Raw genomic sequence first — 21,831 nt, forward strand, 5'->3', positions numbered from 1 at the left:
TTGGCAACCATGGACAACCTCTGTAGGAGCGGTCCGTGGCCGCGAACCGGGGACCGAGGTGTATCAGCCCATCGGCGGCGCCCTTTTCGCGGCCGCTGACCGCTCCTACGGGAAACACATCCTTGGCAACCATGGACAACCTCTGTAGGAGCGGTCCGTGGCCGCGAACCGGGGGCCGAGGTGCATCAGCCCATCGGCGGCGCCTTTTCGCGGCCGCTGACCGCTCCTACGGGAAACGCATCCTTGGCAACCATGGACAACCTCTGTAGGAGCGGTCCGTGGCCGCGAACCGGGGGCCGGGGTGTATCAGCCCATCGGCGGCGCCCTTTTCGCGGCCGCTGACCGCTCCCACGGGAAATGTGCGAGCACTGATTCCCCGCGCGGCGCTTCTTGCTAGGCTTTTTGCGAAGGCAGCCTTTATCATGGCCACAGTTCCACACCAGAGCCGACCATGAAGTTTGCCATCGCTGTCTATTCGCCCGCCCACTCGCCGGCCTCGCGGCGCGCGCTGCTATTCGCCCGAGCGGTCTTGGCTCAAGGCCATCAACTGCTGCGGGTGTTCTTCTACCAGGACGGCGTGCACACGGCTTCCAGCAACATCGTCACCGCCCAGGATGAAACCGACACGGCGGCGCAGTGGCGCGCGTTCGTCGTCGAACATCAGATAGACGCGGTGGTGTGCATCGCCGCGGCCCTGCGGCGCGGCGTGCTCGACGAAGAAGAAGCACGTCGCTACCAGCGCCCGGCCGCCAACCTGAGCCAACCCTGGCAGCTGTCCGGGCTGGGGCAATTGCACGAAGCCGCCCAGCAGGCCGATCGGCTCGTCAGCTTCGGGGGCCATTGACATGGCCAAGTCCATGCTGATCATCAGCCGCCAAGCCCCCTGGGCAGGCCCCGCCGCGCGCGAGGCGCTGGACATCGCTCTGGCCGGCGGTGCCTATGACCTGCCGCTGGCCATGCTGTTTCTCGACGACGGTGTCTACCAACTGCTGGACACCCAGGCGCCGGCTGTTCTGCAACAAAAGAACCTGGCGGCCAATCTGCAGGCGCTGCCGCTGTTCGGTGTCGACGAGGTATTCGTCTGCAGCGCCAGCCTTGCCCAACGTGGCCTGGCCTCCTCGGGGCTGGCCCTGCCCGCCCAGGCACTTGCAGATGCGCAATTGCGCGAGCTGCTGGCGCGCTTCGACCTTGTGGTGACCTTGTAATGAGTACTCTTCACGTATTGTCACACTCGCCGTTCAGCGACCAGCGCCTGTACAGTTGCCTGCGTCTGCTGGGCGACGACGACGCCATTCTGCTCAGCGGCGATGCGGTCTACGCCCTGGCGCCCGGCAGCGAGCCCTGGGCAGCGCTGGCGAGCGCCGGCGTCGCCGTCTTTGCCCTGGCCGAAGATGCGCAGGCACGCGCTTTGCCGAACAACCCCGGGGTCGAGCTGCTCGATTACCCGGCGTTCGTCGAGCTGACGCTGGCCTATGAAAAGGTCAATAGCTGGCTATGACGACACTCATCGTCGACGGGCGCAGCATCGCGCTGGATCAGGACGGCTACCTGCAGTCGCTCGCCGACTGGAGTCCGCAAGTCGCCCAGGCGCTGGCCGGCGCCGAGGATCTGCAACTGACCCCTGACCACTGGCAGATCATCGAGCTGCTGCGCCGCTTCCATGCCCAGTACCAGCTTTCGCCTGCCACCCGGCCGCTGATCAAGTACGTGGCGCAGCAACTGGGCGCTGACAAGGGCAACAGTCTGCACCTCAATCGCCTGTTCAATGGCACTCCTGCCAAACTCGCTGCCAAGCTGGCGGGCCTGCCCAAACCGACCAATTGCATATGACCGACTACCCTGCACTGATGCTGGAAACCCCCGAAGAGCACCCGTTCGCCCAATTCGTGCGAGCCCTGGGCAAGGGCAAGCGCGGCGCACGCAACCTCACCGGTGAGGAGGCCCGCGAGGCCATGGGCATGCTGCTCGATGGCCGGGTGGAAGACACACAGCTGGGCGCCTTCCTGATGCTGCTGCGACACAAGGAAGAAAGCGCCGAGGAACTCGCCGGTTTCACCCTCGCCCTGCGCGAACGCCTGCAGGCGCCGGCGCTGGCGGTCGATCTGGACTGGCCGACCTACGCTGGCAAGAAGCGCCACTTGCCGTGGTACCTGCTGGCTGCGAAATGCCTGGGCGGCAGCGGCCGGCGCATATTCATGCACGGCGCGGGCGCCCACACCGCCGGGCGGCTGTACAGCGAACAATTGCTCGGCACCTTGAACATCGCGCTGTGTCGGGACTGGGATGCCGTCGGCCAGGCGCTCGACCAGCACGGCCTGGCGTTTTCCCCGTTGATGGACTGGGCAGCGCCACTGCAACGCATGATCGACCTGCGCAACACCTTGGGCCTGCGCTCGCCCATTCATTCGCTGGCGCGGATTCTCAACCCGCTCGGGGCACGCTGTGGCCTGCAGAGCATCTTCCACCCGGGCTACCAGGCAGTGCATCGCGATGCCAGCAGCCTGCTCGGCGACACGGCGATCGTGGTCAAGGGCGACGGTGGCGAAATCGAGATCAACCCGGACAGCGCCAGCCATCTCTATGGCACCGGCGACCACCTGCCCTGGGATGAGGAATGGCCTGCCCTGGCCGCCCAGCGCCACGTGAAGCCGCCGACTCTCGAAGTCGGCCACCTGGTTGAGTTCTGGCAGGGTGAGCGCCAGGACAGCTACGGCGAAATGGCCTTGATCTCCACCATGGCCCTGGCCCTGCGAGGGCTGGGCAGCTCCCGCGAGCAGGCCTTCGACGAAGCCCGCGCGCTGTGGGCAGCGCGCGACCTGGCGGCGTGCACGAAGAAGAGCTGACAGCGCCCTCTGTGGGAGGTCTGTGGCCGCGAAACAGGCCCTGCGGCTTGCCTGATCCATCGCGGCGCCAGTTTCGCGGCCACTGACCGCTCCTACGGAGAATCGCGGCGCGTATGTAGCAGCGGCGCAAGCCGCGTCGGCGGTACATACGGTGTGCCCGGAATACCTGTGTAGCAGCGGCGCAACCGCGTCAGCGGTACACGCGCTGTGCCCGGAATACCCATGTAGCAGCGGCGCAAGCCGCGTCAGCGGTACACGCGCTGTGCCCTGATTACGCGTGTAGCAGCGGCGCGAGCCGCGTCAGCGGTACACGCGCTGTGCCCTGATTACGCGTGTAGCAGCGGCGCGAGCCGCGTCGGCGGTACACCTGGTATGGGCCGCTGCGGCGGAGCAGCGTGATACAGTTCGCCGATACGCACTCGGGAGACGACCATGGGTTTGCTGATCGAAGGACGCTGGCACGACCAGTGGTACGAAAGCAGCGAGGACGGCGCGTTTCAGCGCGAGACCTCGCAGCGCCGCCATTGGGTCACGGCCGACGGCCAACCCGGCCCCAGTGGCCAGGGCGGCTTCAAGGCCGAAGCCGGTCGCTACCATCTGTACGTCTCGCTGGCGTGCCCGTGGGCCCATCGCACCCTGATCGTGCGCAAGCTCAAGGCCCTGGAAACGCTGATCGACGTATCGGTGGTGAGCTGGCACATGGGCGAGCACGGCTGGACGTTCGACAGCCAGACAGGCTCGAGCGGTGATCACCTCGAGCCTTTGCGCTACCTGCACGAACGCTACACCCGCGACGATCCGCGCTACACCGGCCGAGTCACGGTGCCGGTGCTGTGGGACAAGCAGCAGAGCCGTATCGTCAGCAACGAGTCGGCCGAGATCATTCGCATGTTCAACAGCGCCTTCGATGCCCTCACCGGCAATCGCCTGGACCTCTATCCCGAGTCGCTGCGCCCAGCCATAGACCGCGTCAACGACGCGGTTTACCCGAATGTGAACAACGGCGTCTACCGCGCCGGCTTTGCCACTTCGCAGCAGGCTTACGCCAGTGCGTTCGACGATGTATTCGCCGAACTCGACCGCCTCGAAGCCACGCTGGACACCCAGCGCTACCTGACCGGGGAGTCCCTGACCGAAGCCGACTGGCGCCTGTTCACCAGCCTGATCCGCTTCGACGCGGTGTACCACGGACACTTCAAGTGCAACCTGCGGCGCATCGCCGATTATCCGAACCTGTCGAACTGGCTGCGCGAGCTGTACCAATGGCCGGGCATCGCCCAGACGGTGGACTTCGAACACATCAAAGGCCACTACTACACCAGTCATCCGACCATCAACCCGACCGGTATCGTGCCCAAGGGGCCCGCGCAGGATTTCAACGCTGCCCATGACCGTGAGCGCCTTCACGGCCGGGGTATCTGGCAACACGGCGAGGGGTGAGCCCGGTGCAGTCCTCACTGTTCGATGAGCCACAACAACCCAGTCGTCGCGAATCCCTGGGCGAGCAGACCTTCGTCCTGCGTGGCTTCGCCCTGCCCTGGCTGGACGACATCCTGCCGGCCTTGCGCGAAGTGCTCAGGGCAGCCCCGTTTCGGCGCATGGAAACGCCCGGTGGGCACACCATGTCGGTGGCGTTGAGCAACTGCGGGCAGTTCGGTTGGAGCACGGATGCGCGAGGATATCGCTACGTCAGCGACGATCCTCTCACCGGCCGCCCGTGGCCGGTGCTGCCCGAGGTGCTGCGCACGCTGGCTCGGGAAGCAGCGGCAGCGGCCGGTTTCGATGATTTCATACCCGATGCCTGCCTGCTCAACCGCTACGTGCCGGGCGCCAGGATGTCCCTGCACCAGGATCGCGATGAACGTGACTACGGCGCGCCCATCGTTTCGGTTTCACTGGGCCTCGCGGCGATGTTCCAGCTCGGCGGCCTGCAGCGCAGCGACCGCCCGCTGCGCGTGCCCCTGCTGCACGGCGATGTGATGGTATGGGGCGGTGTCGACCGTCTGCGCTTTCACGGCGTGCTGCCGCTCAAGGAAGGCGTGCACCCGGTGATGGGCCCACAACGGATCAACTTCACCCTGCGCAAGGCTGGCTGAGCGCAAGCAGCGGAGTGTCAGTGCCCGCAGCAACGGCTAACATGGCTGCTTCGACGATCCACGGAATCGCGCCATGCCCACCCCTACCGCTCACCACAGCCAACTGGTTGCCGCCGCCTGCCGCCAGATCGAGGCCAGCGACGCTCCGCCCGAGTTGAGCGCGCTGGCCGAACGGGCCGGCTTGAGCCCATGGCACTTCCACCGGGTGTTCAAGGCCGTGACCGGGCTGACGCCGCGCAGCTACGCCAGTGCCCGACGGGCGCAGAAGGTCCGCGAGCAGCTTCAGCAGGGCAAATCCGTCACCGAAACCCTGTACGCCAGCGGCTTCAATTCATCCGGGCGGTTCTACGAGGCCGCCAACGGCATGCTCGGCATGACCCCGGCGGCGTTCCGCCAAGGGGGCAGCAAGGCTTCGATCCATTTCGCCCTTGCCCAATGCAGCCTGGGCGCGGTGCTAGTGGCCTGCAGCGAGCGCGGTGTGTGCGCGATCCTGCTCGGTGACGAGCCGCAAGCCTTGCTCGATGATCTGCAACGGCGCTTTCCCAAGGCAGCACTGATAGGCGCCGACTCAGACTTCGAAGCGATCGTGGCCAAGGTGCTGGGCTTCATCGAGGCGCCGAGGGCGGGTCTGGACTTGCCCCTGGACATTCGCGGCACGGCTTTCCAGCAACGGGTATGGCAAGCGCTGGGCAAGATCGAACCGGGCACTACCGCCAGCTACGCGCAGGTTGCGGCCAGCATCGGCGCGCCGAGCGCGGTACGTGCGGTGGCCGGGGCCTGCGCGGCGAACGCCCTGGCCGTGGCGGTGCCCTGTCATCGAGTGGTACGCACCGACGGTGGGCTTTCCGGATACCGCTGGGGTATCGAGCGCAAGCGCGAACTGCTCGAGCGCGAGCGTCGGCCTGACACGCCTTGACGCCGATCTCGTCAGTGGACTTCTCGCAGGCTGCGGACAACAGCGTGCAGGACTGGCAAAGCGCTATATATTTTGCTATATGACGGTAGTCTTTTTTCCCACAGAGCGCCGTCCAATGAAGTTCACCACTCGCCTGCTTGCCCTCGGCGCCGCCATGGCCCTCAACAGTGCGTACGCCGATGAGGTACAGGTGGCTGTCGCCGCCAATTTCACCGCCCCCATACAGGCCATCGCCAAAGCCTTCGAGGCCGACACCGGGCACAAGCTCGTCGCCGCCTATGGCTCGACCGGCCAGTTCTATACCCAGATCAAGAACGGCGCGCCGTTCGAAGTGTTCCTGGCCGCCGACGACAGCACCCCGGCAAAACTGGAAAGCGAGCAGGAAACCGTTCCGGGCTCACGTTTTACCTACGCCACCGGCACCCTGGCGCTGTGGTCGGCCAAGCCTGGCTACGTCGACGCCGAAGGCGCCGTGCTCAAGGGCAACAGCTATCAGCACCTGTCCATCGCCAACCCCAAGGCCGCGCCCTACGGGCTGGCGGCGACCCAGGTGTTGGCGAAGATGAACCTGACTCAGGCCACCCAGCCCAAACTGGTCGAAGGGCAGAACATCACCCAGGCCTTCCAGTTCGTCTCGACCGGCAATGCCGAGCTGGGTTTCGTGGCACTGTCGCAGATCTACAAGGATGGCAAAGTCGAACAAGGATCGGCCTGGATCGTCCCGGCCGCCTTGCATGATCCGATCAAGCAGGACGCGGTGATTCTCAACAAAGGTCGTGACAGCGAAGCCGCCAAGGCGCTCATGCAATACCTGAAAGGCCCGGCAGCTGCGGCCATCATCAAGTCGTACGGCTACCAGATCTGATGCCGCTGGACGCCAGCGACCTGGGTGCGATCTGGCTGACGGTGAAGCTGGCCAGCCTGACCACGGTGATTCTGCTGCTGGTCGGTACGCCCGTCGCCTGGTGGCTGGCGCGCACCGCGTCGCCCTGGCGCGGCGCTGTCGGCGCAGTGGTGGCGCTGCCCCTGGTATTGCCGCCGACGGTCATCGGTTTCTACCTGTTGCTGCTGCTGGGTCCCCACGGTTTCATCGGCCAGGCAACGCAAGCGCTGGGTCTGGGCTCGGTGGTGTTCAGCTTCACCGGGCTGGTGATCGGTTCGGTGATCTACTCCATGCCTTTCGTGGTCCAGCCGTTGCAGAACGCTTTCAAGGCCATTGGCGAGCGACCTCTGGAAGTGGCCGCGACCTTGCGTGCAAGCCCTTGGGATTGTTTCTTCACCGTGGTGCTGCCGCAGGCCAAGCCTGGTTTCGTCACGGCCAGCATTCTGGGCTTTGCCCATACCGTGGGTGAATTCGGCGTGGTACTGATGATCGGCGGCAACATACCGGACAAGACGCGGGTGGTGTCGGTGCAGATCTTCGACCATGTCGAAGCCATGGAATACGCCCAGGCGCACTGGCTGGCCGGCGCCATGCTGGTGTTTTCCTTCGCCGTGCTGCTGTTGCTGCACCGCGGCCGTCAATCGCGCTCGGCGTGGAGTTGATGGAATGATCCGTGCCCGTATCGACATGACCTATGGCGCGTTTTCGCTGGACGTCGACCTGCAACTGCCCGGACGTGGTGTCAGCGCGCTGTTCGGTGACTCCGGATCCGGCAAGACCACCTGCCTGCGCTGCCTGGCCGGGTTGGTGAAAGCGCCCGATGCCTGCATCGAAGTCAATGGCGAGGTCTGGCAGGACAGCGCCAGGGGAATTTTCCTGGCGCCGCACAAACGTGCGCTCGGCTATGTATTCCAGGAAGCCAGCCTGTTCGAGCACCTGTCGGTGCGCGGCAATCTTGAATACGGCTGGCGGCGGATCAAGCCTGGTCAACGCAAGGTCGCGCTCGATCAGGCGTGCGACCTGCTTGGCATAGAACATCTGCTGGAACGCCAGCCGGCCAACCTGTCCGGCGGCGAACGGCAGCGCGTCGGCATCGCCCGCGCGCTGCTGACCAGCCCCGGGCTGCTGCTGATGGACGAGCCGCTGGCGGCGCTGGACAGCCGCCGCAAGGCCGAGATCCTGCCCTATCTGGAACGGTTGCATGACGAACTGGACATTCCCGTGGTGTACGTCAGCCATGCCCAGGATGAGGTCGCGCGACTGGCCGACCATCTGGTGGTGCTGCAGGAGGGCCGCGTGCTGGGCAGCGGGCCGCTGGGGCCGACGCTGGAGCGCCTCGATCTGCCCATGGCGCGCGAAGCCGACGCAGGTGTGGTAGTGCAGGCCACGGTCCGCGGCTACGATCCGGTCTATCAGCTGCTGTCCCTGCAACTGCCGGGGGCCGTCGAACCGCTGCGCGTCGCCCATACCCCTCGGACGGTTGGCGACCGCCTGCGGGTCAAGATCCAGGCCCGTGACGTCAGCCTCAGCCTGAGCCCGGACGACGCCAGCAGCATCCTCAATCGTTTCGCCGTCACCGTCGAGCAGGTGTCGACAGCGCACAATCCGGCCCACGTGCAGCTGAGTCTGCGCGCCGGCGAGACAGTGATCCTGGCGCGAATCACCCGTTATTCGGCGGATCAGTTAGGGGTGGTGGCGGGCCTGCAGGCGTGGGCGCAGATCAAGGCCGTGGCGGTATTGGCCTGAGCACTGCAGCGCACCCGGACGCGGCTTGCGCCGCTGCTACAGACCGCGATCCCCTGTAGCAGCGGCGCTAGCCGCGTCATCTGCGCATGCGATCCACCTGACACTCCGCAGCGCACCCGGACGCGGCTTGCGCCGCTGCTACAGACCGCGATCCCCTGTAGCAGCGGCGCTAGCCGCGTCATTGGCGCACGCAACCCACCTGACACTCCGCAGCGCCCCCGGACGCGGCTTGCGCCGCTGCTACAGACCGCGATCCCCTGTAGCAGCGGCGCTAGCCGCGTCATTGGCGCACGCAACCCACCTGACACTCCGCAGCGCCNCGGACGCGGCTTGCGCCGCTGCTACAGGTCACGCGCACGCGGACGGGGCTACTCCCGGCGTATCGGTTGCAGCGTTTTCGGTTGCTGGAGACGTTCGCGCAGCGCGTCGGCGCTCAGCGGCTTGGCGAAGTAGTCGCCCTGTCCGCGCAGGCAGCCGAGGTCGAACAACAGCAGATGATGCACCGCACTCTGCACCCCCGCCACCGTCAGTTCGATACCCAGGGTGCGCGCGGCGACCGACATGTGCTGCACCACCGCCAAATGGCGCGACTGGTGCGGGGCTTCCAGCAGAAAGGGTGACGCCAGACGCAGCTGGTTGATCGGCCACTGACACAGGCGCTGCAGCGAGGCACCGCCGAAACCGAACCCCTGCATGCCCAGGTCACAGCCCATCAACCGCACGCGCAACAGGGTTTCCAGGTATTCCGCCTTGGGCCGGGCCAGGCCGACATGGCTGAGCTCCAGTGCCACGCGGTGCTTGCCGGTCAGGTGCCCACGCAATATGCCCAGCAACTCGTTCATCAGCGGCTGGTGACCGAGTTGTTCGAGCCGCATACCCAGGCTCAGGCCCACCTGCAATCCGGCTTGGGCAAGCTGCTGCTGGACCTCGACCGCCTGCTCGGCCATGTACAGCAGCAACGCATTGCCCAGCCCGGCCCGCTCCACCGCCGGGCAGAACTGCGGCATGGCCAGCAGGCCATGCCGTGGATGCTGCCAGCTCAGTTGCGCATCGACGCTGCGGATGCGTCCGTCGGCCACCGTGCAGCGCGGCAGGAAGCACACCTCGAACTGGCCGCCAGCGATCGCCGCCTGCACCTCCACGCGCCCGATCCGCACCTTTGCAGGCGCTGGCACCAGCGCGCCGCGAGGCGTGTTCAAGGCTTCGAAGAATCGCTGCAAGCGGTTGAAGTCCAACGGGCTGCCAGCGTCGACCAGGTACTCCAGGCCGAGCATCGACACCCACTGGTACAGCCCGGTGCGCACTTCCGGCTCGATCCCGCCGCCGATCAGCACGGCGCGCACACGCTTGCGGGTAACCGCTTCCTGGATGATGCGCAATGCACCCACGCCCAGCACGTCGACGTTGCACACCAGCACATCGATGGGCTGGTGCTCGCGCAGCAACTGCAGCGCCTGCTCGCTGGTCTGCGCCTGGTACACGCACGAGCAACCCAACTGGCTGAGCATCTGCACCGCGATCGCACGCTGGAACCCATGACTTTCGACGAGTAACACCGTTGGCTTGATGTCTGACACGATCACTTCCCCTGTTTCTTCATGCCTATGTTCAACTCCGTGCAATGACCGGGATGCAGGCAATTTCCCAATACGCATCGGAAAATTCCTACGGTTTGCCGGATGTGCCGTGCCGTGCCAGGTAGTCATCGAGGCCAACCATGGCCGCTGCCAGATCGTCGACGCCACGCCGCATCCGCTCAACCGAAGAGCTTGCCGTGCAGGCCTGTTCCAGGGCTTCGCAGGCCGCCAGTAGGCGTCGCGCCCGAACGATGCGGGCCCCGCCCTTGATCCGGTGCACCAGGTCGGCGACTTCGCCGGTCTGGTAGGGCTGAGACAGCGAATGCAGGCGCTTGAGGTCCTGCAGATTGCTCTCGGCCAGATCATCGAGCAGGCGCAGCAACAGGCTGGCATCGCCGCCGGTGAGCTGATCGAGACTGCCCAGGTCGACGTCGTCTTCCGGCGCACCGAGCATGCGACGGGCGCGGTGCGGGTCCAGGTGCAGTGCCAGGGTTTCCAGGCTCAACGGTTTGAACAAGCAGTCATCCATGCCTTGCTGCAGGCAACGGCGGCGCTCGCTGATCTGGGCATTCGCCGTACAACCGAGGAACAGGCACGGTTCCTGATGCTTGCGCCGTTCGTGCTCACGCACCGCCTTGACCAACTGATAGCCATTGATGCCGGGCATGTTGCAGTCGCTGATGACCACGTCGTAGGCGCCGCGCAACCAGGCGCGCAACCCGGCGGCACCGTGCTCGGCTACCGTTACGCGGTGGCCGAGGAATGTCAGTTGGCGCTCCAGCAGCACCCGATTGGCGGGGTAGTCGTCGACCACCAGCACCTGCAACGCCGGCAGGTCAATGCGCGCAGGCTCGCGAGCGGCCGACGGCGGTGCGTTCGCGCCAGGCACCGCGTCGAACTGCAGCTGCACCCGCGTGCCGCAGCCAAGCACACTGTGCAATTCCAGCCTGCCACCCATCAGGTCGGCCAGGCTGCGGCAGATACTCAAGCCCAGACCGGCACCGACGCGGCTGCCGCGGCCACCGGCGGCCTGTCGATAAGGCGCGCCCAGGCGCAACAGGTCGGCCTGGGCAATGCCCTGCCCGCTGTCCTCCACACTCAGTTCGACTCGCGCGCCGTGCGCCTGCGGCCAGACCCCGAGCACCACCGAGACCTGCCCCTCGCGGGTGAACTTGATGGCGTTGCTCAGCAGGTTGGCGATGATCTGCTTGAACCGCACCGGGTCGACGCTGAGCCAGGTGTCGGGGGCACCAAGCACCTCCAGCTTGAGCCGCAGGTATTTCTCCCGCGCCTGGGCCTGGAACAGCCCCACGGTTTCACCGGCCAGTTGCCCCAACTGGCACGGCGCCGGCAGCAGTTCCAGGCGACCGGCCTCGATGCGCGTGACATCGAGAATATCCCCGATCAACGCCAGCAGACCGTTGGCCGACTGCGAGGCAACCTCCAGCGCAGGCTTGTCGAGCATGCCCTGCTCGGCTTTCTTCAGGGCCAGTTCGAGCATGCCCAGCACGGCGTTCATCGGCGTGCGGATTTCATGGCTCATGGTTGCCAGGAAGGTGGTCTTGGCCTGGTTGGCCGCTTCGGCCTGCGCCTGGGCGTCACGGTACGCCTGGCACAGACGCTGGCGCTCGGTGATGTCGACCCACCCGGCGATCAGCCCCTGGATTCGTCCGTCGCCGCCGCGGTACGGCAGCATCCAGTGGTGAATGATCAGCACCTCGCCCGACGGCAAGGTCAGCGTGCGATCCTCGACCACTGGCTCGCCGCGCTCCATGGCTTGCAGATACGCGTCCTGGGCCAGCTGGGCGTGCCGTTCTTCGAGCAGGCCATAGCCGGTCAGCGGCTTGTTCAGGATCGCCTCGCGGGTGACACCCAGGGCTTGCAGGTAACTGGTGTTGCAATTGATCAGGCGTGCCTGGCGATCTCGGATGTAGATCGGATGGGGTGTGCCGTCGATCATTACCCGCATGAACTCCAGCTGTGTGGTCAGGGCCCGTTCGGCATCGACCCGCTGGCGGATCAGACGCTTGAGGTAGCTGACCCAGCCCAGTGCCAGCAGCAACAATAGCGAGGCGGCGGCGAACCCCTGGATGATGGCCCCGCGGTAACGTTGCCAAAGGCCATCGGCGACGATCATCTCGGTGCGCCAATGGCGCGTCAGCTCGCTCATGTGTGGCGGCGGAATGTCCTGCAGGGCGCTGTCGAGGATCGACTGCAACACCTGGGCCCGGGGCGAGACGGCGAACGCGAAATGTACCGGCGCCACCGGCAGCGCCGCGCTGACGCGCAGCCGATCACGGTACTGCCGCGCGATCATGTAGCGCGCCGCGATCAATGGCAGCACCGCCGCGTCGGCCTGACCGCGGTCGAGCATGGCCAGGGCCTCGGCGGAGCTTGCGGCGCGCAGGCGGTTGATCGAGGGGTAGTGTTCCTGCAGCCACTCATGCAGCAGGCTGCCCTCCACCAGCACCACCCGCTTGCCCGCCGATTGTTCCAGCGAAACCGGCCCGCGCCCGCCCTCCCGCGTGACCAGCACCGGGGAGCTGCTCAGGTAGCCGCGGCTGAACGCCAGGCGAGTCTGGCGCTCCGGGCTGGGAATCATCGCGGCGATCAGATCGGCCTCGCCGCGCTCGATCATTTCGCTCATGCGCGTGAGCGAGGTGCTTTCGATCACCTCGATGGCGAGCCCGGTGCGCCGCGCGATCTGGTGCAGCACGTCGGCGGCCACGCCGGCGAAGCGGCCCTGATCGTCACGGTAGCTGACCGGCACGAAGCGCGGATCCATCAGCACCCGCAGTTCGGTACGCCCGGCCAGCCATTGGCGCTGCGTGGCGGTCAGGGGCAGTGCAGCCGGTTCCGCCACGCGCGGGCGCTCGACGCTCCAGCGCCGGGCGATGGCCGCCCGGGCCTCGTCGGGCACCACCGCCAGGGCCTTGTCGAGCAGGCGCAGCAGACGCGCATCGCGTGGGTTCACGGCGAAGCCGAAAGCATTGCCGCCAATGCCCTCGGCCGATTGCAGGCGCAGGCCGGGCAGCTGGCTGCCGTCGGCCTGGTGGAACACCGCCAGCGCGTTACCGACGAACAGATCAGCCTGCTGATAGGCCACCGCTGCCAGGGCGTTCGAGGGTGTCGGATGCAATTGCAGCTGGGCCTCCGGGAAGCGTTCGCGGACCTCGCTCGCCGCGACGTGATCGCGCACCAGGGCAATGCGCAGCGGCGCGGTCGCGTCGAGCGACTGGCCGGGTCGCATGGCGAGCACGGGCCGATCCTGTATGTAGGCGTCGGAAAGCAGCAGGCCGTGACGCAAGGCTTCACGGCGGCTGGTGGTGCCCAACACTTGCACCTCGCCCGCTTCGAGCGCGGCAAGCGCAAGCTCGCGGGAAGGATAGGCCTGCACCTCGACATCCAGTTCGAGCAGCCGAGCCACCAGCGCCAGGTAGTCGGCGCTGATTCCCTCATAGCTGCCGCCATTGGCGGAAAGGTCGAAAGGGCCGTAGTCCGGACGGCTCACGGCGACGCGCAAAACGCGTCGTGCGCGCAGCCACTGTCGGTCGCGGTCGGCCAGTTGCATGTGCAACCGTTCGAACCAGGCCGGCTCGGGCTGCGAGCGTCCGTGCAACGGCAGCAGCTGGGCATGGGCGAGTGCCGTGCCGGCCAGCCACACCAGCACCCAGCGAGTGCTGCGGCCGACCCACGCGATCAGGCTCATCACACCAGGAAGTTACGTTTGGCGAGCTCGGCCAGTTCCACCAGCGAGCTCATCTGCAGCTTGTCCATCAGGCGGAACTTGTAGGTGCTCACGGTCTTGTTGCTCAGCAGCATCAATTCGCCGATGGCCTTGTTGCTCAGCCCGCGAGCCAGGTGCTGGAGGATGGTCAGCTCGCGATTGGTCAGGCGCGCGATGCACTCCGTTTCGCTGCCCAGCCCGTCACTGCTGCGCACCGAGCTGAAAGCCACGACCGGAAAATAGGTGAACCCGGAGCCGATGGCCGTCACCGCCTTGCGCAGCTCGTTGAGGTCATCACGCTTGGACACATAGCCCATGGCGCCCAGCTTCATGCAGCGCAGGGAGAAGTGCTCGGCGGCCTGGGAAGTGAGAATGACGATCCGGCTGCTGGTTCCCAGCTCCTTGATTCTGGCGATGACTTCCATGCCGTCCAGCCCGGGAAGGGAAATATCCAGGACGATCAGGTCGGGGTGGTGAGTCTTTGCCATCAGGACTCCGTCGACACCGTCCTGGGCCTCCGCCACTACGCTGAAGCGTTCCTGTTTGAGCAAGAGTTTGACGCTCGATCGAATGAACGGGTGATCATCGATTATCAGTGCTGTACGCATGTCTTTCTCCTGAGTGCGTGAGCGCGGGACGGCGCTTGCATGCCCGGCGCGGGCTTCCTTTGCAGCGTGCTGCATCGACTCTGTTGGTTCTGGATCAGGAGACAGCTGTCAAGCGCAGACGAGGCCATCTACCGTAGGAGTGTTCCGTAAATTCAGGCCGAAGTCGGTCGTCAAATTCTGAATTAGCGATGGGAAGGTTCCGGGATACCTGAAGGAAATTTTCCCGCACACCGTAGGATGTCCGTGCCCGTGTCGCCCTCCTTGTTCGGCGGCAGCAGTATTGCCGCGCCGGGATGACATTGAAGCCGGACATTTCCCAAGCTTTCGGCGAAATCTCCTACGGAGCCGACCGTTTCGGCACGGGGCTCAGATCAATTCGTGACGCCTGGCCAGGTCCGTCATTTCCATCACCGAGTTGAGCCGCAGCTTGCGCATCATGCGCATCTTGTAGGTGCTGACGGTCTTGTGGCTGAGCAGCATGGTGTGGGCGATGTCCTGATTGCACAGGCCTTTGGCCAGGTTCACCAGCACCAGAATCTCGCGGTCGGTGAGGCTGGAGATTCGTGCCGCCTCGGTGCTGTCACTGTCCACGCGGCCCAGGGACACGTCGGTGCAGTCCGGAAAATAGGTGTATCCCGATTGCACCGCGGCGATTGCCTTGCGCAGTTGGTCGAGCGCATCGGATTTGGAGACGAAAGCGGTCGCACCGGCTTTCATGCTGCGCATCGAGTAGTAGCCGGGAGGCATGGAGGTGAGCACGATGATCTTGCCCGGCGAGGTCGATTCCCTCATGCGCCTGAGCACATCGAAGCCGTCGAGGCCGGGCATCGACAGGTCGAGGATGACCAGCTCCGGCCGCTCGTCGCGATACAACCGCACCGCTTCGGTGCTGTTGCCGCTTTCGATGACCTGGTACTGCAGCTCCTGAGCCAGCAGCGTCCTGACACTGGCGCGGATAAACGGATGGTCATCCACGATCAATGCCTTGCGCATGGAACACCTCCTTGGAGTGGGTGAGTGTTGTATAGCGCATCGGCCAGTGGCACAAATCCGGACTTTTCCGCTTGCGATGTAGGTAGATGCTCCAGTGTGCGCAGGGCGTTTCCGACTGTGTGCACCCTACCCTTCACTGATCACCTTTCGCCGCGCCTGACCCTCGATCAGCTCGAAGCTGTAGGTGCGCCCCGGTTGCTTGTCGAAACGCCGTTCCAGGCCGGGCAGTACGTGATGCAGGGTGGCGGTTGCGCAGCTTTTGCCGCTGCGATCGCAGTCGTTGAAGTGGTCCATCACGATGGTGGCGTTGCCGTCATTGCGCACCTGAAGGCTGCCGGGGGTTTCACGGATATCGGTGGCGTACCGGGTGTCCTGCGGCTGTACGAAGAGCAACGCACCGTAACCGGAAAGCACCTGCACGCCGGCTCGCAGTGACTCGCGATACTGCTGCGCCTGCTGGTCGGTCATGGCGAAGTCGTCGTTGCCGGTGGGCATCACTGGCATGAAGCGCACGCGAAAGTAACGTTCCTGCTGGCGCTCGCCACGGTGCAGCAAGCGCACGCTTTGCATGCCGTTGGCCGGCACAATCAACCGCGCCGGGCTGGCGATCAAGGGCCGTTCGGCCACGGGCAAGCCTTCCAGGGATCGCTCCAGATCGGGCTGGCCCGGGCGATGAATGATTTCAACCACTTCGACCTTGACGAATGCGGTGGCATCGCCGCCGTTGCGCACGCGCTTGACCAAGGTACTGCGCGGGCCTTCCAGGTAGTCGTAGAAGGCGCCGATATTGAGCTCGGGGCCGGCGAGCACGGCGCTACTGGCCATCATCAGGGCCAATGCCCCCAGAGTCTTGTGCATGGGTTGGATCTCCTTGTTTACAGTTGTGCATCGAAGACAATCCGCACCCAGCCTTCATAACGAGCTCCGGCGCGCTGCATCATCTGCGCGACGTAAGGCTGCACCACCTGGTAATGCAGCATGCCCGGGCGATTGAGCAGCGGTGCCTGAGCGTCGAACTCCAGGGCGTTCACCGCCTCCACCGGCAGCGCAACTCGCCGCGCCGGTGCGCCGTTGTGCTCGGCGCCGCTGGGCAGAGACAGAGCAACCTCCACCGGCACCCGGTGGTCGTCGCCGGGGTTGCGGATCGCACACTGGCCAGCCATGGGAAATTCACACAGGGTATGCACCTTGAACGGGCCCGCCGACCACAGTCGCAGGGGGTGGTCGCGGTACAGACGCGGTGGCGTCCGCGAGCCGCCGCTCCAGTTCAATCAGCCGCCCTGCGGTTCGAGCACGGCCAGCTCGGAACCGGGCGGGGTTTCCACGATGAAGGGGTGCTGCACGTCGAGCTGGAACTTGATGGTGAGGGTGTCGTCGTTGAGTTCGGTCACCTGGTTGCCCAGGTCGATCTGCCCGCCGTTGCCCACGGTGAAGGTGACTTCACCGGTGTAGCGGCCGTTCTTCATTCTGAATGGCGAAGGGGTTTGAAGGGTATAGAGGATGCCGAACTCGGTGACCCTACTGCTGCGCAAGTCTCCGGGACTGCCTCGGTGACTGCTCGAATAGCAACCGGCGCCGCTGGTGGTGCTGCGCAGCCGCCAGAGCGCAGCCGCCCAGGTGGTATCCGATGCCACGGCGTTGATGGCGCAACTACTGTTGTGCGGGGTGGTGTTGGGAGGGCCGTCTGGTGAGGTCCGCGTGTGGTGGCTATGGCGTGTCGTGGTGAACACCACATCATGCGTATCGCCTACCTGATTGCGCAGCTGTACCGTCACCGGCGTAGGCATGCGGATATAGAACTGGTCGCGGACGTCGGGCGCCGAATGCTCGGTGCCCTTGCGATACGTGATAGGCAAATTGGCCGATGCGCTTGAGAGACACATCCCAGGAAATCGCGAGCAGAAACGCGCAACCGGTGTGGTGGTCCTGAAGCCTTGCTGTGTAGCGTCGTAGACAGCAGAAAGCACAACGTCGGCAGCCCACGCAGGTGCTGCCAGAACCATCAGGGCCCAGGCCAGCAGGGCACGTGACCGATGTTTTGCGACAATGCCGTTCATCCGGCCTCTCCTGTCGGTTTCGGTGTCGTCAGGGCGGCAACGCCCTCGGCGACGCATGCAAGATCACCCAGCAGCAGCACATCCTGCTCGCGCTTGCTGGTGTGGGTGTCGAGGGTCAGCAGGCAGCGCTGGACGCCGCCCTGGCGGATCTCCAGGGTCGGATTGCTCTCGCTCATTTCCAGTGCGAAGAAGCCATCGGCTTCGGTCACGCTGCGGCTGGCATGGTTGATCACCTGCGCCCCTTTCAGTGCCCTGCCCTCGTGGTCGACGACCCGACCCAGTACGGTGACGGTACGCACCACCTTCAACTGGCGGTACTGCACCGCGCCTTTGTTGAGGTGGTAGTCCAGGGTCGGCGGCTGGATGTCGGCCGCCAGGTGGTCCTGCTTATCGAAGCCCAGCTGCACGTGACCAGCGCGATAGGCACCCACCGGCAGCACGTTGCGCCCGGGACGCAGCAGCGCAGCGCCGCCCAGGTGGTCATCGGCACGCAGCTCGAGCCCGGGGACGTCCGACTCCAGGTCGACGATCAGGCTGGCGTCGTGGGGCATGACTTCACCACTGAACGCAGCCTTGCCATCACCCAGCGCCAAGGTGCTTTCAATGTTCAGGCCCGAAGACAATTGGCCGTTGTAGGAAGAACTGAGCGCAAACGCATCGCCGTACAGGGCGCTGTTCTGGAACCCCGCGTTGACCCCCAGCCCGGTGCCGTAGCGGTCGGCATTGAGGGTCCCGCCCAAGGTACGCAGCGTGCCTTGCCCCATGTCCTGCTGGTAGCTGAGCGAGGCATTGCGATCGCGTTCGCCGTCGCGCCCGGTGCGGGTGCCCAGGCTGGCAGACAAGCGCTTGCCCGGCCCACCCAGCGCCATGCTCAGCGTGAGGTTGATACCGCGGTTGCGCTGGTCGTCGGTGCTGGCGGTGCCGGGGCGGTCGAACAGCGAAACTCGCCAGTTGGCGTCGGTGCCCATGAACTGGCCATAACGTGCCCAGCCCAGGTCCAGTGCATTGCCGGCTTCAATCCCGTCGGTTCGGCTGAGCCGGGCGGTGAGCGTGCTGTTGCGGGTGAGCCGATGGCTGACCGACAGCGAGGTCTGGGTGGTGAGCCGAGCGGGCTCGCGACGGTCCACGTAGTAGCTGTCGCCGCGTTCGCGCTGGGGGTGCAGCCAGGCACGGTTGTGGTTGAGCACCACATTGCCCGAGCCATGGCTCCACACGCCCTGCAGGTCGTAGCCATTGCCGCGACGGTCGGTGCGGTACAGGTTGCCATACAGCTTGAGGCGGTCCAGGGCATCCCAGTCCAATGACGTGCCCACTTGCGTCTGCGTATCGACCTGCTGCGCCGAAAGCCCCACGATTGCCCGGGGATGCATCAGGTAGTTGGTCATCACGCCGGCAGCCAGCCCGCCGTTCGGGTCTTGCTCCCAGTTACTGAACAGCGTGCTCTGCCGACCCACGTAGGCGTTGTAGCGCCAGCGCTGTTCCGGGTTGCGCCAGGCACTGGGCTTGTACACGAATTCGTTGCTGCGCGACGTCACCTGGCCGTCCTCCAGCAAGCGCACTTCCACCGCGTAGATGCCGCCGGGCAAGACCCGAGTGTCCAGGGTCTGCAGGCCCGGCTGCACCGCCTGGGTGTTGATCAGCTGGCCATTGCGGTAGATCTCGACCGTACCGGGCCGGCTGGGCGTGACATAGATGGGCGTGGTACTGGTTGTGCCATTGTCGATGTACAGCGTGTCGCTGCTGCCGAGCATGACCCCCAAGGCGGTTTGCGCCGTGCTGCCCATCAACCGCGGCTGGCGTATCAGGCCTTGGGCGACCGGGTCGAAATACCCCAGGCGCAGGAAACGATCGCGCTCGATGCGTTCGGCATAGAGCTGGTCCACGCGATGGCGCAGGCCATGAAAATTGGTCTTGTCCATCTGCAGGTTGGCCTGAGTGCTCCAGTCGCCGACACTGCCCACCCCTTGCACGGCGTAGCGGCCAACGGTTTCATCGCCTGCCTGGCTGAGGTTGAGCTGGTTGCGCAGGATCAGCCCGTGCTCGGCCTGCTCGGGCAAGGCATGGTAGCGCTGGACATCGGTGGTCTGCTCGACGGCGCGCGTCAGCAACGAGAGCTGCGAGTTGACCAGGCTGTAATGCACGGCCACCAAGCCATCGGTGCACTGTGTCGTGCAGCTGCCCAGACTCACGCCCTCGCTCAACCGTTGTGCCCAGCGTTGCCGTACCACCGGGGTCTCCCGGCTTTCGCTGGTATCGGTGTACTCGAGCCACTGCAGCGTGTCGTCACGGCCGAGCACCACCAGCGCCTCGCCCAGCAGGCGGCCGTCCAGATCGACACGCACCGCCAGCGGGACATCGAAGAAATGCTCGGCGAAATCTGCCGGCAGGCCCTGGGCCTGGCCGAGGATCCCCAGGGCAGGCGGCGTGTTGGCGGCGTGCGCCGGCACGGGTCCGAGCAGCAGCCAGCCCGCGCCTAGCGCCACACCGATGGCGTTGGCCAATGAGGTAGTCTTGAACATGCAGGTCTTTTCGTGAACGCGCTTCGCGGCCCAGCACGAGTGGATGGCCAGGAAGCGCGTGGGTGGTGGGGTCTATCCCGGGTCAGGGCGCAACGACTGGACCGGGCTCGAACATCATGTTCACTTCACCCTGGTAGTTGCCTGCGTTCGGTGCGGTACCGGCCGCCAGTGCCGAGGCGATCTGGAAGTCCACCACGGCGCCGTTGCCGGCCTGGGCATCGGCCTGGGTGACCACCAGCTGCGCAGTGGTGTGGTTCAGGCTCTTGCCGCCTACCGACACGGTGAGGGGGATCTGGTCGGCACCGCTGACGATCACCGCCGGGCGCATCAGTTTGGCGCTGATACCGCCGGCGGCGGTGTTCTTGGCCTGCAGCTGCTTGCGGATCGGTGCGAAGGTCTTGGTGAACGAGTTGTACGCCATGTCCTGTGGGTCGTTCATCCAGTTGCCGCCGATGGGCTCGACGAAGAAGGCAGCGGTGGGAACCGTTGCGGTCACCGTGACCTGCTTTTCGATCTGATCGGCAGCCCACACCGGGCTGGCCAGACAACATGCCAATGGGAACGCGGCGTAGATTTTCTTCATGGGGACTTCTCCAGCTTGGGCATAGGGACGATGGATCGAATTGGCCGCAGCGTTCACGGCTGAGCGGCGTTCAACTCGATGGGCGACATTGTCCCGAAGCCTCGCTGGCTTGGCTGTCAGACAGGTCTGACCGATGAAGTGACGAGTCTGACAATACGGGCGATCTGTCTGACTGCACGGCGAAAGATTCCTACTGTCTACAAGGCTAAGTACCTTCACTGAGCCGAGCCATGCCTGACATCGAAGACGACCTTCAGACCGTTGTACTCCCGCCAGACCTGCATTACGTGGACGACAACCAGCCAGGGTTGCGCCGCAAGACCCTGCGCGGCAAATTTGCCTACTTCGATGCCAGCGGCGAGCGCATCACCGATGCCGACGAGATCAAGCGCATCAATGCACTGGTGATTCCACCGGCCTATACCGATGTGTGGATCTGCGCCGACCCCCAAGGCCATTTGCAGGCCACCGGGCGCGATGCCCGCGGCCGCAAGCAGTACCGCTATCACCCGCGCTGGCGCGAGGTGCGCGACGAAGACAAGTATTCGCGCATGATCGAGTTCGGCAAGATGCTGCCCAAGGTGCGCCGGCAGCTGGAAGCACATCTGGCTGCGCCGGGCCTGGACCGCAACAAGGTGATGGCCGCGGTGGTCTCGCTGCTCGACAACACGCTGATCCGGGTTGGCAACAGCCAGTACGCCCGGGACAACAAGTCCTATGGACTGACCACGCTGCGCAACAAGCACGTGGAGGTCAAGGGGCATACCATCGCGTTCCAGTTTCGCGGCAAAAGTGGCGTCGAACACGCCGTGACGGTGAAGGACCGTCGGCTGGCCACCATCGTCAAGCGCTGCATGGAGCTGCCTGGGCAGAACCTGTTCCAGTACCTGGACGAGCATGGTGAACGCCATAGCGTCAGCTCCCATGACGTGAACGCCTATCTGCACCAGATCACCGGCGCGCATTTCACCGCCAAGGACTACCGCACCTGGGCCGGCAGCGCGCTGGCGCTGGCCATGCTGCGCGAGCTGCACTGGCAGCCCGAACCCGATGCCAAACAGCACATCGTCGACATGGTCAAGGCCGTGGCGAGGCAGCTGGGCAATACCCCCACGGTGTGTCGCAAGTGCTACATCCACCCCAAGGTGCTGGAGCATTTCGTCATGGGTGAGCTGGCCAAGTTGCCCAAGCCGCGTCAGCGCAAAGGGCTGCGCCTGGAAGAAGTGGCCCTGGCCACGTTCCTGGAGCGGCTGGTGGCGGCGGCCTGAGCGAGCGCTGCAACG

The 21,831-nt window shown here is 65.2% G+C and carries 21 protein-coding genes; 12 read left to right on the forward strand and 9 right to left on the reverse strand.

What is annotated here, in order from left to right; genetic code table 11:
- Window positions 1-451 precede the first annotated feature (451 nt).
- From tusD to modC, 11 genes are all read left to right on the forward strand, one after another.
- Window positions 452-844, forward strand: coding sequence for a sulfurtransferase complex subunit TusD (gene tusD, locus IFT76_RS17740; protein WP_192059562.1), 393 nt, complete (start codon window positions 452-454; stop codon window positions 842-844).
- A gap of 1 nt (window position 845) precedes the next feature.
- Window positions 846-1,205 (forward strand): sulfurtransferase complex subunit TusC, encoded by a 360-nt coding sequence (tusC, locus tag IFT76_RS17745; RefSeq protein WP_192059564.1) that lies wholly within the window; start codon window positions 846-848, stop codon window positions 1,203-1,205.
- Window positions 1,205-1,498, forward strand: coding sequence for a sulfurtransferase complex subunit TusB (gene tusB, locus IFT76_RS17750; protein WP_192059566.1), 294 nt, complete (start codon window positions 1,205-1,207; stop codon window positions 1,496-1,498). Before tusC ends, tusB begins: the two co-directional genes overlap by 1 nt.
- Window positions 1,495-1,830, forward strand: a complete 336-nt coding sequence (locus IFT76_RS17755) for a TusE/DsrC/DsvC family sulfur relay protein (protein ID WP_185793283.1) — start codon at window positions 1,495-1,497, stop codon at window positions 1,828-1,830. The genes tusB and IFT76_RS17755 overlap by 4 nt, the downstream gene beginning before the upstream one ends.
- Window positions 1,827-2,843, forward strand: a complete 1,017-nt coding sequence (locus IFT76_RS17760) for a glycosyl transferase family protein (protein WP_192059568.1) — start codon at window positions 1,827-1,829, stop codon at window positions 2,841-2,843. The genes IFT76_RS17755 and IFT76_RS17760 overlap by 4 nt, the downstream gene beginning before the upstream one ends.
- A gap of 432 nt (window positions 2,844-3,275) precedes the next feature.
- A complete protein-coding gene (locus tag IFT76_RS17765) occupies window positions 3,276-4,283 on the forward strand; it encodes a glutathione S-transferase family protein (RefSeq protein ID WP_192059570.1) in 1,008 nt (335 codons plus the stop codon).
- 5 nt (window positions 4,284-4,288) lie between these two features.
- The gene (gene alkB / locus IFT76_RS17770) at window positions 4,289-4,939 is read left to right on the forward strand and encodes a DNA oxidative demethylase AlkB (RefSeq protein ID WP_122478261.1); all 651 of its coding nucleotides are present in this window, start codon (window positions 4,289-4,291) and stop codon (window positions 4,937-4,939) included.
- Between the two features lie 73 nt (window positions 4,940-5,012).
- Complete coding sequence (gene ada / locus IFT76_RS17775) at window positions 5,013-5,855, forward strand: bifunctional DNA-binding transcriptional regulator/O6-methylguanine-DNA methyltransferase Ada (RefSeq protein WP_122477924.1); 843 nt, start codon at window positions 5,013-5,015, stop codon at window positions 5,853-5,855.
- Between the two features lie 115 nt (window positions 5,856-5,970).
- Window positions 5,971-6,720, forward strand: coding sequence for a molybdate ABC transporter substrate-binding protein (gene modA, locus IFT76_RS17780; RefSeq protein ID WP_185793278.1), 750 nt, complete (start codon window positions 5,971-5,973; stop codon window positions 6,718-6,720).
- The gene (modB, locus tag IFT76_RS17785; protein ID WP_122477920.1) at window positions 6,720-7,400 is read left to right on the forward strand and encodes a molybdate ABC transporter permease subunit; all 681 of its coding nucleotides are present in this window, start codon (window positions 6,720-6,722) and stop codon (window positions 7,398-7,400) included. The genes modA and modB overlap by 1 nt, the downstream gene beginning before the upstream one ends.
- Before the next feature lie 4 nt (window positions 7,401-7,404).
- Window positions 7,405-8,484: a molybdenum ABC transporter ATP-binding protein gene (modC, locus tag IFT76_RS17790; RefSeq protein WP_192059573.1), complete on the forward strand. Its 1,080-nt coding sequence runs from the start codon at window positions 7,405-7,407 to the stop codon at window positions 8,482-8,484.
- 368 nt (window positions 8,485-8,852) lie between these two features.
- On the opposite strand, the gene IFT76_RS17795 is transcribed toward modC, so the two are convergent.
- From IFT76_RS17795 to IFT76_RS17835, 9 genes are all read right to left on the reverse strand, one after another.
- Entirely contained in the window at window positions 8,853-10,061 is a 1,209-nt protein-coding gene (locus IFT76_RS17795) for an EAL domain-containing protein (RefSeq protein WP_163007560.1), read from the reverse strand.
- An 88-nt stretch (window positions 10,062-10,149) separates the two neighbouring features.
- Window positions 10,150-13,770, reverse strand: a complete 3,621-nt coding sequence (locus IFT76_RS17800) for a transporter substrate-binding domain-containing protein (RefSeq protein ID WP_192059574.1) — start codon at window positions 13,768-13,770, stop codon at window positions 10,150-10,152.
- Window positions 13,770-14,396 carry a response regulator transcription factor gene (locus IFT76_RS17805; protein WP_122477914.1) on the reverse strand — a complete coding sequence of 209 codons (627 nt, stop codon included), beginning with the start codon at window positions 14,394-14,396 and terminating at the stop codon, window positions 13,770-13,772. The genes IFT76_RS17800 and IFT76_RS17805 overlap by 1 nt, the downstream gene beginning before the upstream one ends.
- Before the next feature lie 366 nt (window positions 14,397-14,762).
- Window positions 14,763-15,389: a response regulator transcription factor gene (locus tag IFT76_RS17810; protein ID WP_192059576.1), complete on the reverse strand. Its 627-nt coding sequence runs from the start codon at window positions 15,387-15,389 to the stop codon at window positions 14,763-14,765.
- 126 nt (window positions 15,390-15,515) lie between these two features.
- Window positions 15,516-16,247 (reverse strand): molecular chaperone, encoded by a 732-nt coding sequence (locus IFT76_RS17815; protein WP_122477911.1) that lies wholly within the window; start codon window positions 16,245-16,247, stop codon window positions 15,516-15,518.
- Between the two features lie 17 nt (window positions 16,248-16,264).
- The gene (locus IFT76_RS17820; protein WP_192059578.1) at window positions 16,265-16,660 is read right to left on the reverse strand and encodes a hypothetical protein; all 396 of its coding nucleotides are present in this window, start codon (window positions 16,658-16,660) and stop codon (window positions 16,265-16,267) included.
- On the reverse strand, window positions 16,661-17,245 hold the full coding sequence (locus IFT76_RS17825) for a hypothetical protein (RefSeq protein WP_192059580.1): 585 nt from the start codon (window positions 17,243-17,245) through the stop codon (window positions 16,661-16,663). It abuts the gene before it with no gap.
- A gap of 197 nt (window positions 17,246-17,442) precedes the next feature.
- Window positions 17,443-19,965, reverse strand: a complete 2,523-nt coding sequence (locus tag IFT76_RS17830; RefSeq protein WP_192059582.1) for a TcfC E-set like domain-containing protein — start codon at window positions 19,963-19,965, stop codon at window positions 17,443-17,445.
- A gap of 82 nt (window positions 19,966-20,047) precedes the next feature.
- Window positions 20,048-20,548 (reverse strand): CS1 type fimbrial major subunit, encoded by a 501-nt coding sequence (locus tag IFT76_RS17835; protein WP_122477908.1) that lies wholly within the window; start codon window positions 20,546-20,548, stop codon window positions 20,048-20,050.
- 230 nt (window positions 20,549-20,778) lie between these two features.
- Between IFT76_RS17835 and IFT76_RS17840 the strand changes: the two genes are divergently transcribed.
- Window positions 20,779-21,816: a DNA topoisomerase IB gene (locus IFT76_RS17840; protein ID WP_185793271.1), complete on the forward strand. Its 1,038-nt coding sequence runs from the start codon at window positions 20,779-20,781 to the stop codon at window positions 21,814-21,816.
- The last annotated feature ends 15 nt before the right edge of the window (window positions 21,817-21,831 follow it).

Origin of the sequence: Pseudomonas sp. CFBP 13727 (genome assembly GCF_014841915.1) — a bacterium.
Lineage (GTDB): Bacteria > Pseudomonadota > Gammaproteobacteria > Pseudomonadales > Pseudomonadaceae > Aquipseudomonas > Aquipseudomonas baltica.